Annotated in this window: 15 protein-coding genes; 14 read left to right on the top strand and 1 reads right to left on the bottom strand. The window is 43.3% G+C overall.

The features are described 5' to 3' along the window. Positions 1-175 precede the first annotated feature (175 nt). A complete protein-coding gene (gene flgA, locus AB6C75_RS07890) occupies positions 176-922 on the bottom strand; it encodes a flagellar basal body P-ring formation chaperone FlgA (protein WP_012603426.1) in 747 nt (248 codons plus the stop codon). Between the two features lie 76 nt (positions 923-998). On the opposite strand from flgA, the gene AB6C75_RS07885 reads away from it, so the two are divergent. From AB6C75_RS07885 to AB6C75_RS07820, 14 genes are all read left to right on the top strand, one after another. Continuing rightward, positions 999-1,925 (top strand): chemotaxis protein CheV, encoded by a 927-nt coding sequence (locus AB6C75_RS07885; protein ID WP_009848577.1) that lies wholly within the window; start codon positions 999-1,001, stop codon positions 1,923-1,925. An 11-nt stretch (positions 1,926-1,936) separates the two neighbouring features. Continuing rightward, positions 1,937-2,764, top strand: a complete 828-nt coding sequence (locus tag AB6C75_RS07880) for a protein-glutamate O-methyltransferase (RefSeq protein WP_009848576.1) — start codon at positions 1,937-1,939, stop codon at positions 2,762-2,764. Positions 2,765-3,019: 255 nt separating this feature from the next. Continuing rightward, positions 3,020-3,415, top strand: coding sequence for a flagellar basal body rod protein FlgB (gene flgB, locus AB6C75_RS07875; RefSeq protein ID WP_009848575.1), 396 nt, complete (start codon positions 3,020-3,022; stop codon positions 3,413-3,415). Positions 3,416-3,419: 4 nt separating this feature from the next. Beyond that, entirely contained in the window at positions 3,420-3,833 is a 414-nt protein-coding gene (gene flgC, locus AB6C75_RS07870) for a flagellar basal body rod protein FlgC (protein WP_009848574.1), read from the top strand. 17 nt (positions 3,834-3,850) lie between these two features. Next, positions 3,851-4,561: a flagellar hook assembly protein FlgD gene (flgD, locus tag AB6C75_RS07865; RefSeq protein WP_009848573.1), complete on the top strand. Its 711-nt coding sequence runs from the start codon at positions 3,851-3,853 to the stop codon at positions 4,559-4,561. A 45-nt stretch (positions 4,562-4,606) separates the two neighbouring features. Further along, the gene (gene flgE, locus AB6C75_RS07860) at positions 4,607-5,911 is read left to right on the top strand and encodes a flagellar hook protein FlgE (protein WP_017100669.1); all 1,305 of its coding nucleotides are present in this window, start codon (positions 4,607-4,609) and stop codon (positions 5,909-5,911) included. Positions 5,912-6,181: 270 nt separating this feature from the next. Next, a complete protein-coding gene (gene flgF / locus AB6C75_RS07855) occupies positions 6,182-6,931 on the top strand; it encodes a flagellar basal-body rod protein FlgF (protein WP_009848571.1) in 750 nt (249 codons plus the stop codon). A gap of 21 nt (positions 6,932-6,952) precedes the next feature. Further along, entirely contained in the window at positions 6,953-7,741 is a 789-nt protein-coding gene (flgG, locus tag AB6C75_RS07850; RefSeq protein WP_017103996.1) for a flagellar basal-body rod protein FlgG, read from the top strand. Positions 7,742-7,812: 71 nt separating this feature from the next. Next, positions 7,813-8,589 carry a flagellar basal body L-ring protein FlgH gene (flgH, locus tag AB6C75_RS07845; RefSeq protein ID WP_135445487.1) on the top strand — a complete coding sequence of 259 codons (777 nt, stop codon included), beginning with the start codon at positions 7,813-7,815 and terminating at the stop codon, positions 8,587-8,589. 93 nt (positions 8,590-8,682) lie between these two features. Further along, positions 8,683-9,774, top strand: a complete 1,092-nt coding sequence (locus AB6C75_RS07840) for a flagellar basal body P-ring protein FlgI (protein WP_009848568.1) — start codon at positions 8,683-8,685, stop codon at positions 9,772-9,774. Positions 9,775-9,784: 10 nt separating this feature from the next. After that, a complete protein-coding gene (flgJ, locus tag AB6C75_RS07835) occupies positions 9,785-10,726 on the top strand; it encodes a flagellar assembly peptidoglycan hydrolase FlgJ (RefSeq protein WP_012603428.1) in 942 nt (313 codons plus the stop codon). Positions 10,727-10,946: 220 nt separating this feature from the next. Then, on the top strand, positions 10,947-12,827 hold the full coding sequence (flgK, locus tag AB6C75_RS07830; protein WP_372107511.1) for a flagellar hook-associated protein FlgK: 1,881 nt from the start codon (positions 10,947-10,949) through the stop codon (positions 12,825-12,827). Between the two features lie 9 nt (positions 12,828-12,836). Beyond that, entirely contained in the window at positions 12,837-14,027 is a 1,191-nt protein-coding gene (gene flgL / locus AB6C75_RS07825; RefSeq protein ID WP_017100666.1) for a flagellar hook-associated protein FlgL, read from the top strand. A 402-nt stretch (positions 14,028-14,429) separates the two neighbouring features. Continuing rightward, positions 14,430-15,566 (top strand): flagellin, encoded by a 1,137-nt coding sequence (locus AB6C75_RS07820; protein ID WP_017100665.1) that lies wholly within the window; start codon positions 14,430-14,432, stop codon positions 15,564-15,566. Positions 15,567-16,236 lie beyond the last annotated feature (670 nt).

Below are 16,236 nucleotides of genomic sequence, written 5' to 3'. Positions count from 1 at the left end.
TTAAGCCTTTTTCTTCAAAATGGGAACCTGTACAGTCAATATCGACCATGGGTGAGAATACTTTAGCAATTTTTAGCTCAATAGTCGAAAACGAACCAAACACCTCAACCGTTATAATTGGATGTTAGAGTTGAGAATAAAAGCGCTAACGATACCGACACTTTAAAGTGAAGTGTTAAAAGTAAACCGTGACTTCAGACATGCTGGTAACAATACCTTCGATTATACGCTGTGATTTGTCATTTTTCACCCTAACTTGATCACCCATTGAGCCATCGGTAAGTGCAGTACCTTTGGTGGTAATGGTCATGCCACCTTTTACTGCCTGTATGATAACCTTCTCATTTCGGCATACGACACAAATATCGCCTCTTTCGACAACATCACCGGGTCTTAGGTTCTTTTTTACCTTAGCACCGATGACTTGTTGTGGAGTGGTAAAGCCTTGGCGACGAAATTTGTTGAGAGAGATCATCGCAGTTGTGACGTCGTATTGACCGACAATTTCGCCTCTCGCCAGTGAACGAGTCGTTGTGACAAGTGGTACTGACATTGAAAGGCGCACTGGCACGTAAACACGCCATTCATCAGGAACACAACGAACTAAAACAGTAATGCTGCTGCGAGTGTTGGTTGTTGTAGAGGCACTTGTCTCAAGGGGGATAGGACAATTTGTTGCTTTGATTCTAGAGTCTACATTAGCGGAATTAACAAAAAGTTCACCGCCTCGCGGTTGCTCCACCGAGTCAAGGATGTGTTGCTCAGCCGCTGATTGGATCATGTCAATTTGTTCCGGCGTTGCCGCGTGTGTAAAAAAACTAAACAATATTGTTAGAATGCCGATAAACTTAGCGACAGTTTTAAAAATAGTTCTACACATAGCTATGGAAAAAAGATATATGTTTGCTTTATGATATGTCATTTTATTTCTCTAGTGGTTCGTAGCCTGCAGTAGACTAACACTTTCTATCCAAAAAGTTTGATATGGAGATGAGCTCATGACGGGTATTCTTGATTCAGTGAATCAGCGTACGCAACTCGTCGGTCAAAACCGATTAGAATTACTAACCTTTCGCCTAATGGGGCGTCAGCGTTACGGTATTAATGTATTTAAAGTGAAAGAGGTTTTACAATGCCCTCGTCTGACTTTAATGCCAAATTTACATCATCTCGTAAAAGGTGTGGCTCATATTCGTGGTCAGACAGTTTCTGTCATTGATTTGAGCCTAGCGGTAGGCGGACGTCCTACATCTGATATCGATAAGTGCTTTGTGGTGATTGCTGAATTTAACCGTACTATCCAAGCATTCCTCGTAAGCTCTGTAGATAGAATTGTTAATATGCACTGGGAAGCTATTCTTCCACCACCAGATGGTTCAGGTAAAGATAATTACCTAACAGCGGTAACCAACATCGATAATGAATTGGTTGAAATTCTGGATGTTGAAAAGATTCTTGCTGAGATCTCACCTGTTGATGAAACCATGGATAGCAGAATCGCAGAGGAAATTGCAGAAGTTGAACAAGAGAAAGAATTGGTTCGCCGAATCTTGATTGCCGATGACTCGACGGTTGCTCGTAAGCAGGTTCAACGTGCTATAGAATCTATTGGTTTTGAGGTCATTGCTGTCAAAGATGGTAAAGAAGCCTATGAGACTCTGATGAAAATGGCATCGGAAGGCAGTATTTACGATCAAATTTCATTGGTGATTTCAGATATTGAAATGCCTGAAATGGATGGATACACGCTGACTGCTGAGATTCGTCGTCACGCAGAACTAAAAGATTTATACGTAATTTTGCACTCATCATTGAGTGGTGTATTTAACCAAGCCATGGTTGAGCGTGTAGGGGCTAACTCCTTCATCGCGAAATTCAATCCTGATGAGCTTGGTGGCGCGGTTAAAGCTGCGTTAACTAACTAAAAGAGACATTAATGACTGCTATAACAATAAGTGATCAAGAGTATCGCGATTTCAGCCGTTTCTTAGAATCTCAATGTGGCATTGTATTAGGTGACAGTAAGCAGTATTTAGTGCGCAGTCGTTTAAGCCCATTAGTAACGAAGTTTAATGTTGCTTCATTGTCTGATTTGCTAAGAGATGTAGTGACAGGTCGAAACCGTGAGTTGAGAGTGGCGGCAGTGGATGCTATGACGACTAACGAGACACTTTGGTTCCGAGATACTTATCCGTTTGCTGTACTAGCGGATAAACTTCTACCGGAAATAGCGGCAAATAAACGTCCTATCAAGATTTGGTCTGCGGCAAGCTCTTCAGGTCAAGAACCATACTCAATGGCTATGACGATACTTGAGACCCAAGCACGTAAGCCGGGTATGTTGCCAAATGTATCGATTACCGCTACTGATATTTCAGCAAGTATGTTAGATATGTGCCGCACTGGCGCTTATGACAACCTTGCCTTGGGCCGAGGACTTTCTCCTGAGCGCCGTCGCACTTTCTTTGAAGATGCTGGCGATGGTCGTATGAAAGTGAAAGACAACGTTAAGCGAATGGTAAACTTCCGTCCTCAGAACTTGATGGAGAGCTATGCACTGTTAGGCAAATTCGACATTATCTTTTGTCGTAACGTGTTGATTTATTTCTCTCCGGATATGAAGTCAAAAGTACTTAACCAGATGGCAAATAGCCTGAACCCTGGTGGTTACCTGTTATTGGGTGCGTCTGAATCGTTAACCGGCTTAACAGATCGTTTTGAAATGGTTCGCTGTAATCCAGGCATCATCTACAAATTAAAGTAATTAGTGTCACCACTTTAAGGTGCAATATTACTGTCCAAATTTAAAACCCAGCCAAGTGCTGGGTTTTCTTTTTCTCATTTAATCTATATCTTTAAGTCAGAGTGACATTCCAATTTACTCTATTTGTTGGCTTGTATATTGCAAGTTTACCCACGAGTAACCTGTAAAAGTAATGGTCGGCCACTTTATTTTTAAAGTTGGTATATATATTGCTTGGGTTATTTCATAACAGTCAGTTCTTGAGTTGAGGTTTACATGGCTATTTCTTTTGACAATGCTTTAGGCATTCACCAGCACACAGTTGGTGTACGTGAGCGTAACGCTGAGGTGCTTTCCACCAATATCGCGCAAGCTAACACGCCTGGGTATAAAGCAAAGGGATTAGACTTTAATAAATCACTGCAGGCGGCAAGTTCTGGGGCAAGCATTGGTCTTAGCCGAACAGACGGTCGGCATATTTCTGCCTCAACAACGGTGAATGGGGAAACGAAGTATCGAATTCCTACGCAACCTGATACTGGAGATGGCAATACGGTTGATTTGGATTTGGAACGAAATCTTTTCATGCAAAACCAAATTAGGCATCAAGCCTCTCTCGACTTCTTAGGAAGTAAGTTCAAGAATTTAACTAAAGCGATAAAAGGGGAATAACTAGATGAGCTTATTTAATGTATTCAATGTGACTGGTTCTGCGATGAGTGCTGAATCTGTTCGTCTAAATACTACCTCAAGTAACCTTGCTAACGCAGACAGTGTAAGTAGCTCTGCTAAAGACACTTACAAGGCTCGCCACGCAGTGTTTGGCGCTGAGTTAAATCAGGCACGTAATAGTGGTCACACTGTGCCAGTAAAAGTATTAGGTATCGTAGAAAGCGATAAACCGCTGAATGCGGAGTACAACCCAGATCACCCGTTAGCGAACAACGAAGGCTACATCTATAAGCCTAACGTTAACGTTATGGAAGAAATGGCTAACATGATTTCAGCATCACGTGCGTATCAAACAAACGTACAGGTTGCTGACTCGAGTAAACAAATGCTGCTGCGTACGCTGCAGATGGGTCAATAAGGATAAGGAGGTAGCAAATGGCTGGAATCAACAATGTTGGTCAAAGCGGCTTGTCCTATGTTGACCAGCTGAAGAGTCTTCAAGATGGTGCTAAGAAGCCCGATGAAACGACAGGTAAGCAAGATCTTAAACAAGATGACTTCTTATCGTTGTTGACTAAGCAACTTGCACAACAAGACCCTTTTAAGCCGGTTAGCAATGACCAGATGATTGCGCAAATGGCTTCATTTGCGACCGTAGATGGCATTGGCAAAATGAATACACAGTTTGAAAGCTTGAATTCATCAATGACTTCTAACCAAGCACTGCAGGCATCCTCTTTGGTTGGCCGCGATGTATTGGTTCCTGGAGCGGCAGGTGTGAAACAAGGTGATGGCGGTATGGCGTCAATGGTTAAGCTTCCTCAGGCAATGGACAATGTAATGGTCCGTGTTGAGAATGAAGTTGGCCAATTGGTTCGCACTTTTGATATCGGCTCAAAACCATCGGGTGACACGCGTGTTGAGTGGGACGGAAAAGACGAAGACGGTAATCCATTGCCGGCCGGTAAATACAACGTGAAAGCGTCGGGTTTATTGGAAGGTGAGAACACAGAGTTCCAAGTGTCGAGTTATGCGAACGTGAACAGTGTGCTTCTTGGTAAAGGCGATGGCAACGTACTACTCAATCTGGCTGGTTTTACATCGCCAGTACGACTTGCTGAAGTACTAGAAGTTGGTAAAGCGTAGCTCTTTTTAGAGTGATTATGCTAGCTAGATTAGGAGAATATTGGAATGTCATATGTATCTTTAAGCGGTCTATCCGCTGCACAGTTAGACCTGAATACAACCAGTAACAACATTGCGAACGCAAACACATTTGGCTTTAAAGAGTCTCGTGCGGAGTTCGGGGATGTTTACTCAAGCTCGTTGTTCACTAACGCAAAAACGACGCCAGGAGGCGGTGCGCAAGCTAGCCAAGTGGCACAACAGTTCCATGAAGGTTCAAGTATCTATACGAATAACCCAATGGACTTGCGTGTAAGTGGTACAGGTTTCTTTGCAGTATCGAAAGACCGTATGGTGCCAGAGATCAATGAACTAACGCGTAATGGTGCATTTCACCTAAACAAAGACAACTACATGGTTACGGCCAATGATGAGTTTCTTTTAGGTTATGATGTCGATCCAAACTCGGGTGAAGTTCTTTCTTATGCACCAAAGCCTCTCGACATTCCAGCTGAGTTTGGTAAGCCTAAACAGACAGAAAACATTGAAGTAGGGGTTAACCTTCCTGCGAACGGTGATCTTAAAGACCCGGCAACATTTGATTTCAAAGATCCAGATACCTATAACCGTGCAACGTCTTCGACGGTCTACGATTCTATGGGACAGTCTTACAAGTTAACGACTTACTACCTAAAAGATCAGACTCAACCGAATACTTGGCAAACGTACTACACCATGTCAGATGAAACGGGCGAGAAGCCGGTAAACATTACTGGTGGCGACGCGACGAATTCAGCAGGTCATGTTGGTCACACCATGAAATTCAACAATGACGGTACCTTAGCAAGCCTTAACAGTGGTCAGCCAATTCTATCTGATCCAATCGGCGCTGGTGAGAACGCAGTTGATTTGAACGGTGCAGATCCGACACAGGTACTTAACTTTGGTCTGGATTCTTCAACTCAGTTTGCCGCTCCATTCGAACTGTCTAGGTTTGATGAAGATGGCGCGACAACTGGTTTCTTAACGAAAATCGATTTTGATGAGTACGGCAGTGTTCTAGGCAGTTACTCAAACGGTGAAAATGTGATACTAGGCCGCGTAGGTTTAGTTCGTGTACCTAATGAGCATGGTCTAGATAAGAAAGGCGGCACTCAATGGGATTCTACTAAGGCTTCAGGTGATAAAATCTGGGGTGAATCAAATAAAGGTTCATTTGGTAGTATCAACAATGGCTCACTAGAGCAGTCGAATATCGATATGACTCAAGAATTGGTTGATTTGATTTCTGCTCAACGTAACTTCCAAGCGAACTCTCGTTCTCTAGAAGTACACAACCAACTACAACAGAATATTCTTCAGATTCGTTAATCGTTTCGAGCGTTTGAATCATCTGCGAATACCCAATTCAATGTTATTGAATTGGGTATTGTTGGTGAATTACGTATGGCTGCTTGCTTGTCTATTTGCCGCCCCTATTGCCGCCCGGTAATGCCTCTGGCAACAATTCTTCCTCAATGATCCTTTGCGATCAGTCTTTTTTGTTGTTTTTTCATTTAAGTTTTTGATAAATAACAGTTAAAAATATTGGCATAGTGTTTGCTTTATTAGTTCCAGAAAATGATTTTTTGGAGCAAAATTATGGATCGCGCACTGTTTCTTGCCATGAGTGGCGCTAAGCAAAATATGCAGGCTTTGCAGCTGCGTTCAAACAACCTCGCCAACGTAAGTACAACGGGTTTCCGTGCTGATTTAGCACAGGCACGTTCAATGCAAGCGTATGGCGAAGGCATGCCTACTCGTGTTTTCAGCATGACAGAGCGTCCGGGTCATAATTTCGCTCAGGGTAGTGTGGTTACTACTGGCCGAGATCTCGATGTCACCATTCAAGGTGATGGTTGGATTTCAGTAATGGACAATACTGGCCGTGAAGGTTTAACCCGTAACGGTAACCTAAGGGTTGACCAAAACGGTTTGCTTACCAACGCAAGTGGCCATTTAGTGCTTGGTGAAAACGACGCACCAATCACGCTCCCAATCCCAATCAGTAAAGTAGAAATTGGTACAGATGGTACGATTTCGGTGATTCCTCAAGGCGCTCCAGCTGAAGAATTAGCCGTAGTTGATCGTATCAAGCTTGTGCGTCCAGATAACCAAAGCTTGTTTAAAGATACGAATGGCCTCTTCCGTTCGAAAAACCCAGATCAGGCATACGAAGCAGATGCAGCGGTAACGTTGCTTAAAGGTGCTATCGAAGGCAGTAACGTAAATGCCGTAGGTGAAATGACCAGCTTAATTGACTTACAACGTCAGTTTGAAATGCAGGTCAAGATGATGAGCACAGCAGAGGAAATGGACAAGTCGTCTGATTCACTGCTTCGTATGAGCTAATAGAATTTTAAGGAAATTGCTATGCATCCAGCATTATGGGTAAGTAAAACCGGTTTAGACGCCCAACAAACCAATATTTCAACAATTTCAAACAACCTTGCCAACGCCTCAACCATTGGTTTTAAAAAGAGCCGTGCGGTGTTTGAAGATTTGTTCTATCAGAATATTAACCAACCAGGTGGCCAATCGTCTCAGAATACTGAGTTGCCAAGTGGTTTGATGTTGGGTGCTGGTTCTAAGGTAGTTGCAACTCAAAAGGTGCACACTCACGGTAACGCACAAACAACGTCGAATAGTCTAGATATGATGATTGAAGGCGACGGTTTCTTCCAAGTTGAGATGCCAGACGGTGAAACAGGTTACAGCCGTAATGGTCAGTTCACATTGAACGGTGACGGTGCGATCGTAACATCGGGTCAAGGTTATGCCCTACAACCCGAAATCGTTATTCCTGAAGACGCGATCTCGGTAACGGTTGGTAACGATGGTGAGGTGTCGGTTCGTCTACGTGGTCAGCAAAACAACGTCGTGGTTGGCCAAATCACCATTACTGATTTCGTAAACCCAGGTGGTTTAGAGCCCATTGGCCAAAACCTTTACTTGCCTACAGGTGCAAGTGGTGACCCGCAAGAGGGTGTTCCGGGGTTGAACGGCTTAGGTAATGTTCGTCAGTCTATGCTTGAAGCATCCAATGTAAACGTAACTGAAGAATTGGTTAACATGATCGAAGCTCAACGTGTATACGAAATGAACTCAAAAGTTATCTCGGCGGTAGATAAGATGATGAGCTTCGTTAACCAACAGCTGTAGCTGGTTAATTCGCTGTTTACTTATTTCTTTTAATCGTTCTATTTACTATTGTCTGCTGAGAGTACATCGCCATGAAACGTATTGTTTGTTTAGCTCTGTTTTTATCTATGACGGGCTGTACCACACTGGAGCCAATTGAAACTCCGGCGCAAGAGAACGCAACCACAGTGGTTGATGCTGTAGAAGGCGACAAGTCGGCCCAGGAAAGCTCTGGTATTATCGACACACTTCGAGATAGAACGGACCCTATTGCTGGTGATCCTGCATGGGCGCCAATTAACCCGAAGAAAAAACAAGAGCATTATGCGGCAGCAACAGGCTCACTGTTCAATGCTAACCACATTGGTAGCATGTATGACGACTCAAAACCTCGCGGTATTGGTGACATTATTACCGTTGCGTTAGATGAGAATACGCGAGCGACTAAAAAAGCTAATGCAGATATGTCTAAATCGAACGATGCATCGATGGAACCGTTAGCTGTAGGTGGTGAAAATCTAGAACTTGGTAAATACAACTTTTCTTACGATCTGAGTAACACCAACACCTTTGCTGGAGATGCATCAGCTAACCAAAGTAATAGCATTAGCGGTTACATTACCGTTGAAGTTATTGAAGTATTAGCGAATGGCAACCTAGTGGTTCGCGGTGAGAAGTGGATGACGTTGAATACGGGTGATGAGTACATTCGCTTAAGTGGCACCATCCGCCCTGATGATATCGACTTTGAGAATACCATTGCTTCGAACCGTGTTTCGAATGCACGAATTCAGTACTCAGGTACGGGTGTGCAGAAAGATATGCAAGAACCTGGGTTCTTGGCACGATTCTTTAATGTATCTTTGTAGAGCTTGAGACTGTGTCGACATACTGGCACTTTAAGAATTATCTAATTTCAAGCTAACTCATTATAAATTAAAGCAATACAGACAGGTTATTCAATGAAAAAACTAACACTCGTACTCTTCGGCATGCTATTTCTTGCCTCCAGTGCTCATGCCGCGCGTATAAAAGACGTGGCAAAAGTAGCGGGTGTTCGTAGTAACCAACTTGTCGGCTATGGTTTGGTCACAGGTTTGCCGGGTACTGGTGAAACAACTCCCTTTACCGATCAAACGTTTAACGCAATGCTGCAAAATTTTGGCATTCAATTGCCGCCTGGCACCAAGCCAAAAACCAAAAACGTTGCGGCGGTAATCGTTACCGCTGAACTTCCGGCATTCTCTAAGCAAGGTCAGGAAGTAGACGTAACGGTGTCGTCTATTGGTTCAGCAAAAAGCCTTCGTGGTGGTACTTTGCTGCAGACTTTTCTTAAAGGTCTGGACGGTCAAGTGTACGCTGTGGCACAAGGTAATTTGGTGGTGAGTGGTTTTAGTGCTCAAGGCAACGATGGTTCTAAGCTCGTTGGTAACAACCCTAACGTTGGTATCATCTCTAGCGGTGCGACGGTAGAGCAAGAAATCCCAACCCCATTTGGTCGTGGTGACTACATCACTTTCAACTTAATCCAATCTGATTTTACTACGGCTCAACGTTTAGCTGATGCGGTTAATAATTTCCTAGGCCCTCAAATGGCGTCTGCGGTCGATGCGACTTCTGTAAAAGTTCGTGCTCCACGTGAAATCAGCCAACGTGTGGCTTTCTTGTCTGCCATCGAAAACATCGAATTTGACCCTGCAGAGGGCTCTGCAAAAATCATTGTTAACTCTCGTACCGGTACTATTGTTGTTGGTAAGCATGTGCGCTTAAAAGCAGCAGCAGTAACCCACGGCGGCATGACAGTCGCAATCAAAGAAAATCTAAACGTAAGCCAACCTAACGCATTCTCTGGTGGTCAAACGGTAGTCGTTCCTGATTCGGACATCGAAGTAACCGAAGCCGATGGTAAAATGTTTAAGTTCGAACCCGGTTTAACGCTCGATGATTTGGTACGCGCTGTCAATGAAGTCGGCGCCGCACCTTCTGATTTAATGGCAATCCTTCAAGCACTGAAACAAGCGGGTGCAATTGAAGGTCAGTTGATCATTATTTAAGGGATAAAGCATGATTAAAAATAACAATGACATCGGCTTTATTCACGATATTGGTAGCCTAGACCGTCTTCGTCAACAAGCGGTAAGCGGTGAAGAAGGCAGTGAAAAAGAAGCGCTAACCGCTGCTGCAAAACAGTTTGAATCTATTTTTACCTCGATGTTGTTTAAGTCGATGCGTGATGCGAACTCGAGCTTTAAGTCAGATATGTTGAACAGCCAGAATGAACAGTTTTATCGTCAGATGCAAGATGACCAAATGGCGAGTGAACTCAGTGCGTCAGGTTCGCTCGGTCTTGCGGACATGATCGTAGCTCAGTTAAGCGCTGGCCAAGCAAATGATGCAACTGAAGATAAGGTTCGCAATGAAGGCTTTGATACTTCACTGCGAAGACCGCAATACTCGGGGCGTTCAGAAGATAGAGTGTCGGATGTTCAATCTGCGCAAGCTATGTCTGCAACAGACGTGTCAGCAGCCAAACAACCCGTTTCCTTCGATTCTCCAGAATCGTTTGTTGCCTCAATGAAGCCTTACGCTGAAAAAGCAGCGAGTGCGCTCGGTGTCGATTCATCACTGCTATTGGCACAAGCGGCACTTGAAACAGGTTGGGGTTCTAAGATGATTAAGAACTCTTTGGGCAACAGCAACAACCTATTCAATATCAAAGCCGATAGAAGTTGGAAGGGCGATAAGGTTGCTACTCAAACTCTAGAGTTCCATGGTAAAACAGCCGTTAAAGAGTCTGCTTCTTTCCGTTCTTACTCTAATTTCGAAGATAGCTTTAATGATTACGTGAAGTTCTTGAACGAAAACCCAAGATACGAAACGGCATTGCAGCATCAAGGTAACTCTGAGAATTTCATCAAAGGCATTCACCAGGCGGGTTACGCAACCGACCCTAACTATGCCGACAAAGTTTTACGAGTTAAAGCTAAGATTGATGAGATGAAATAGCGTTATTGAATGCACTCGAGAGCTTGCCACCGGCAGGCTCTTTTCTTATCCGCCCCTTCAGTCTTACGCGCCATCCATAGTTTTCTCCTTACACTTCAACAAATTATTGTATTTTAACTCTCCGTTGTTTCTATTGGCACATATATTGCTAAATATCTTAATAATAAGCTGTAGTAGTTAATCAGTTCATGCTGATTTTGTTAAGTTTTTTGGGGGCATTATGGCGTCGGATCTTCTGAATGTAGGAGCACAAAGTGTTCTTACTGCTCAGAGACAGCTAAACACCACAGGTCATAACATTTCTAACGCCAACACAGAAGGCTATAGCCGCCAGTCTGTGGTTCAAGGTGTGAATGACCCGCGCCAGTACGGTGGTCAAACCTACGGTATGGGTGTGCATGTGGAAAATGTTCGCCGCTCGTGGGACCAATTTGCCGTCAAGGAACTTAACCTATCAACAACCAATGCCGCTAACAAAGCGGATACCGAAGCTAACCTGGATATGCTGTCAAGCATGTTGTCATCGGTTGTTTCGAAGAAAATCCCAGAGAACCTTAATGAGTGGTTTGATTCTGTTAAGACGCTCGCTGATACGCCGAATGATGTGGGTACACGAAAAGTCGTCATAGAAAAAGCTGGGTTATTAAGTAAAACGTTAAATGAATTTCATGAAACCGTTCGTCAACAGTCTGATTCTGCGAATAAGAAATTAGACATGGGTATCGAGCGAGTTAACCAAATTGCATACGAGATCCGTGATCTTCAGCGACTAATGGTACGAACTCCTGGACCTCATAATGATCTACAAGATCAGCACGAACAGCTAGTTAATGAGCTTTCTGGTTACACTAAAGTGACGGTGACACCACGAGCTAATAATGAAGGCTTTAATGTCCATATCGGTAATGGTCATACCTTAGTTTCTGGTACAGAAGCGAGCCAACTGAAAATGATCGATGGCGTACCAGATGCACATCAGCGTCGTCTTGCTATCGTAGAAGGAAAGTCATTAAAGGCGATTACTAACCGCGATATTGATGGACAAATCGGCGCGATGTTAGACATGCGTGATGAACATATTCCTGCAGTTATGGATGAGCTTGGTCGTTTGGCGACCGCGTTTTCATACGAGGTCAATGCACTGCAATCGCAAGGTTTGGATCTCAATGGCAATGTAGGTAAAAACCTGTTTACCGATGCGAACTCTGAGTTAGTGGCTAAGTCTCGTGTTACTGCTCACGGACAGTCAAAAGCGGATGTCGCGGTTTATATTGATGATACTTCTGCTCTGAAAGGCGGCGAGTATGGTCTGAAATACGATGGCAGCGATTATGTGGTGATTAAGCCAGATGGTGAAACGGTAAAAGTTAGCACTAATTCAACCGGCAATGCCTTTTATTTAGATGGCATGCGAGTGGAAATTCGAAATCCGCCTGAACTGGGTGAGAAGCTTTTACTACGCCCAACTCGCAACTTTGCCGCGCAGATTCAGATGGAAACCAAAGACCCTAAAGATATTGCGGCGCAAAGCTATGAGGCATCAACTACCTTTGCCAAAGGCACTGCAGGTTTCAAAATTTTGGCGGCAGGTCAATTACGAGAATTTGAAGTGATCGTGTCACCAAAGGGCGAACAGTTTGCAGTTACCGATCCTAAGGGCAACATACTTATGCAGCCTCAACCGTATCCACCACAAGGCCCTGTGACAATTAATGGCACAACGTTTGAACTTACACCGGGCGCGGTGGCAAACGATAAATTTACGGCAAACCTTGTCCCATCAGAAGGTGACAATGGCAACTTGCGTAAATTGCAAGATCTCCAAACAGGCAAAGTCTTGGATGATGGTGAGTCTACTATTTTAGATCTTTACCACAACTTGAATACCAATACGGGCTTGAAATCTTCAACGGCAAATCGCTTGAGTGATATTGCTAGGCTAGAAAAAGAGTCAGCTCAAGAACGTATTGCTTCAGTCTCTGGGGTGAACCTAGATGAAGAAGCTGCAAATATGATGAAATTTCAGCAAGCGTACATGGCTTCTTCACGCATCATGCAAGCCGCCAATGATACGTTTAATACTATTTTGGCTTTGAGGTAGGAGATATAAATGTTGACTCGTATTTCTAGCTTTCATAATTATCAGTCAGTACAAAATGACTTTCGCCGCCAAGAAAACAAGGTGCATCATAATCAAGCACAACTGGCTTCCGGTAAGAAATTACAGTCGGCGAGTGATGATCCTTTGGCGACGCATTATTTACAAAACATCGGCCAGCAATCTGAGCAACTTAAACAGTATGTCGATGCGATCACTCTAATTAGAAACCGCCTTGAACATCATGAGGTCATGGTCGCCAACTCGGAAGGGTTCGCGGATGAAGCAAAACGAACCGTGATGGAAATGATTAACGGTGCACTTTCTCCGGAAGACCGCTTAGCGAAGAAACGTGAAATTCAAGAGTTATCGAATAATCTTCTACATTTAGCGAATACTCAAGATGAGTCAGGTAACTACACATTTTCAGGAACCAAGCCCAAGAGCCAGCCATTTTTTCAAGATAATGAAGGGAATGTTTCTTATCAAGGTGATGACTATCAAAGAAAGATGCGAGTAGCAACGAGCTTTGAAATGGCAATGAACGATCCGGGCAGTAAGTTGTTTATGGAAATAGATAACCCGTTCGGTGATTACGAACCTCAGTATGACCTTGAACCAGCCTCTGAGTTATTGCTAGGGCGTGCAACTAATACAGCTGACGATAGTGCAACTTATAAAGTCACTTTTGTTGATATGCAGACGGGCAAGTTCGCTTATCAGCTTGAAAAAGACGGTGCAGTGGTTGCTGCAGAAGATTTTGACCCTTCGAAGGGAGTTGTTTATGAAGGTTTGAATATCCAATTCAAAGGACAGATCACGAAAGGTGACTCGATCACTTTAGAGCCGAGAGAGACATTCTCTATCTTTGATACGTTCAAAGAGACCGCCGAACAGGCAGAAAATCCTGTATCAGATGCATCGGCAACGGCAAAGTTGCACCAAATGACCGAAGAATTTCATGCCGCGTTTATTCATTTGACTAAGGCGAGAACGGATGTCGGTGCTCGTTTGAGTACATTGGATATTCAAGAGCAGCAACATGAAGATTTTAAGTTGTCTTTAGCGAAAGCAAAAAGCAATTTTGAAGACTTGGACTATTCGAAAGCCATCATTGAATTCAATGAAAACTCTCGAGCGCTACAAGCTTCACAACAAGCGTTTGGCAAGACGAAAGACCTGACCTTGTTTAATTATATTTAGCTATGAACAGCCGTTAATCTGGGGTTAATTCTCTGCCGTATGTGCTATGCCATATGTGCGAATAATTCTATGGATTGCCACTTTTTTGTTCAGTGTGGCATGTTTGAAAAATAGCGGCAAAAAACGGCAACGAGAGATATCAATATCTTATTTTCTCGACTTGATATAATTAGCCCCTATGGGGGGTTGTGGTTTAACTTTTTGTTTTTTATGTTTATTTTAAGTTTATTGGAATTAAAATAAAAGTTGGCACACAACATGCTTTTATAATTTTCATAAATGATTAATACAGATCTTAAACCTTATCTAGGGTTTATCGCGTAATACACGGTCAGTGCTTATCCATATGAGAGTAAAGCTGGCCGCTTCGCAGTGACTTTGCGAACTCATAAGGAGAGCAATATGGCTATTAATGTAAGCACTAACGTATCTGCTATGACAGCACAGCGATACTTGAATAAATCGTCTAATGACTTAGCGACTTCTATGGAGCGTTTGTCATCAGGTCATAAAATCAATAGCGCAAAAGATGATGCGGCAGGCCTGCAAATCTCGAACCGCTTAACCGCGCAATCACGTGGTCTGGATGTAGCAATGCGTAATGCTAATGATGGTATTTCGATTGCTCAGACAGCAGAAGGTGCGATGAATGAATCAACGAACGTATTACAACGCATGCGTGACTTGGCGATTCAATCATCAAACGGCACCAACTCTCCGGCAGAGCGTCAAGCGCTAAACGAAGAGACAATGGCACTTCAAGATGAGCTTAACCGTATCGCAGAGACCACTGCTTTCGGTGGCCGTCGTCTATTGAATGGTTCATTCGGTGAAGCTTCATTCCAGATTGGTTCAAACTCTGGTGAAGCTATGATCATGGCGTTAACCAGTATTCGTGCTGATGACTTCCGCATGGGAGGAACGACGTTCGACTCTGAACACGCTAAAGACAATAGTTGGGAAGTTCCACCAACAGCAAAAGACCTTAAGTTTGAATTTAAAACTAAAGCGGGTGAAGCCATTGTTCTCGATATAAGCGCCAAAGTGGGTGAAGATATCGAAGAACTAGCAACTTACATTAACGGCCAATCTGATCTAGTGAATGCGTCTGTGACGGATGAAGGTCGCATGCAAATATTTGTTGCGGAACCTGATTTAGAAGGCGCGATGTCGATCTCGGGTAGTTTAGCCTCTGAGCTAGGCCTTAAAAGTGAAGGTCGAACTTCATTGGTTCAGGATATCGACTTGAATACCGTTGCTGGTTCACAAAACGCAATCGGTGTAATTGATTCTGCGATGCAGTATGTCGATTCACAGCGTGCTGATTTGGGTGCGAAGCAGAACCGTTTAAGCCACAGTATTAATAACTTGGCAAATGTTCAAGAGAACGTAGACGCTTCAAACAGCCGAATCAAAGATACAGACTTTGCGAAAGAGACAACGCAAATGACCAAAGCTCAAATTCTGCAACAGGCAGGTACATCAATACTTGCTCAAGCAAAACAGTTGCCTAACTCTGCAATATCACTATTGCAATAGTTATTGGTTGAACTTGCTACTCGTGTTCAGACGTGAACTGCGTAGCAAGGGAAACTGGCAAGCATACTTACTATCGGGTGTTTAGCTCTCTCATCTCTCACCTGCTATCCATTTTTACGGTAAGAATGCAACGGCGCGTCGGAAATGTGTTCATTTCTCGATGATCTCCGCACAGGCTCTGACACGCCAACTAGCCCCGTTTCCTTAACAGGAAAAGGGGCTTTTTCCTTTCTATTTCTACACTTTTATTTTCTTTTAGATCGTCTAGTTTACCTTTCAAATCCGCAAAACCTCGATCTCACTTATCTGTTTCACGACAAACAACTCAACTCTTTGTATAAGAAGCATACCAATCTGAGCTCTTTGGCGACTATTCATTTCTCTATATAGGATAACTCAAATAGTGATTAGTGTGTTTTTTGAACACTTTTAAATGCATTCTCAATTGAAGGCTGCCACTGTTATAAAAAATGTGAAATTTTAAGTGTCTGATAAATTTGATTTTAATATTTAATTTGTGGTTTTTTGAAAGTTTTTCTAAAGCTTCTGAATTTTGAGCCGTTATTAAAAGTAACTTAGAGATAACTACTTGGTTTTCCGAGACGTCGGAAACCGCTATACCGGAAAATCAATTGGAGAAATCACCATGGCAGTGAATGTAAATACCAAC

The sequence above is a fragment of the Vibrio sp. 10N.237.312.B06 genome (assembly GCF_041464685.1).
GTDB lineage: Bacteria > Pseudomonadota > Gammaproteobacteria > Enterobacterales > Vibrionaceae > Vibrio > Vibrio tasmaniensis_A.
This window is presented reverse-complemented; position numbering and strand designations above follow the sequence as displayed.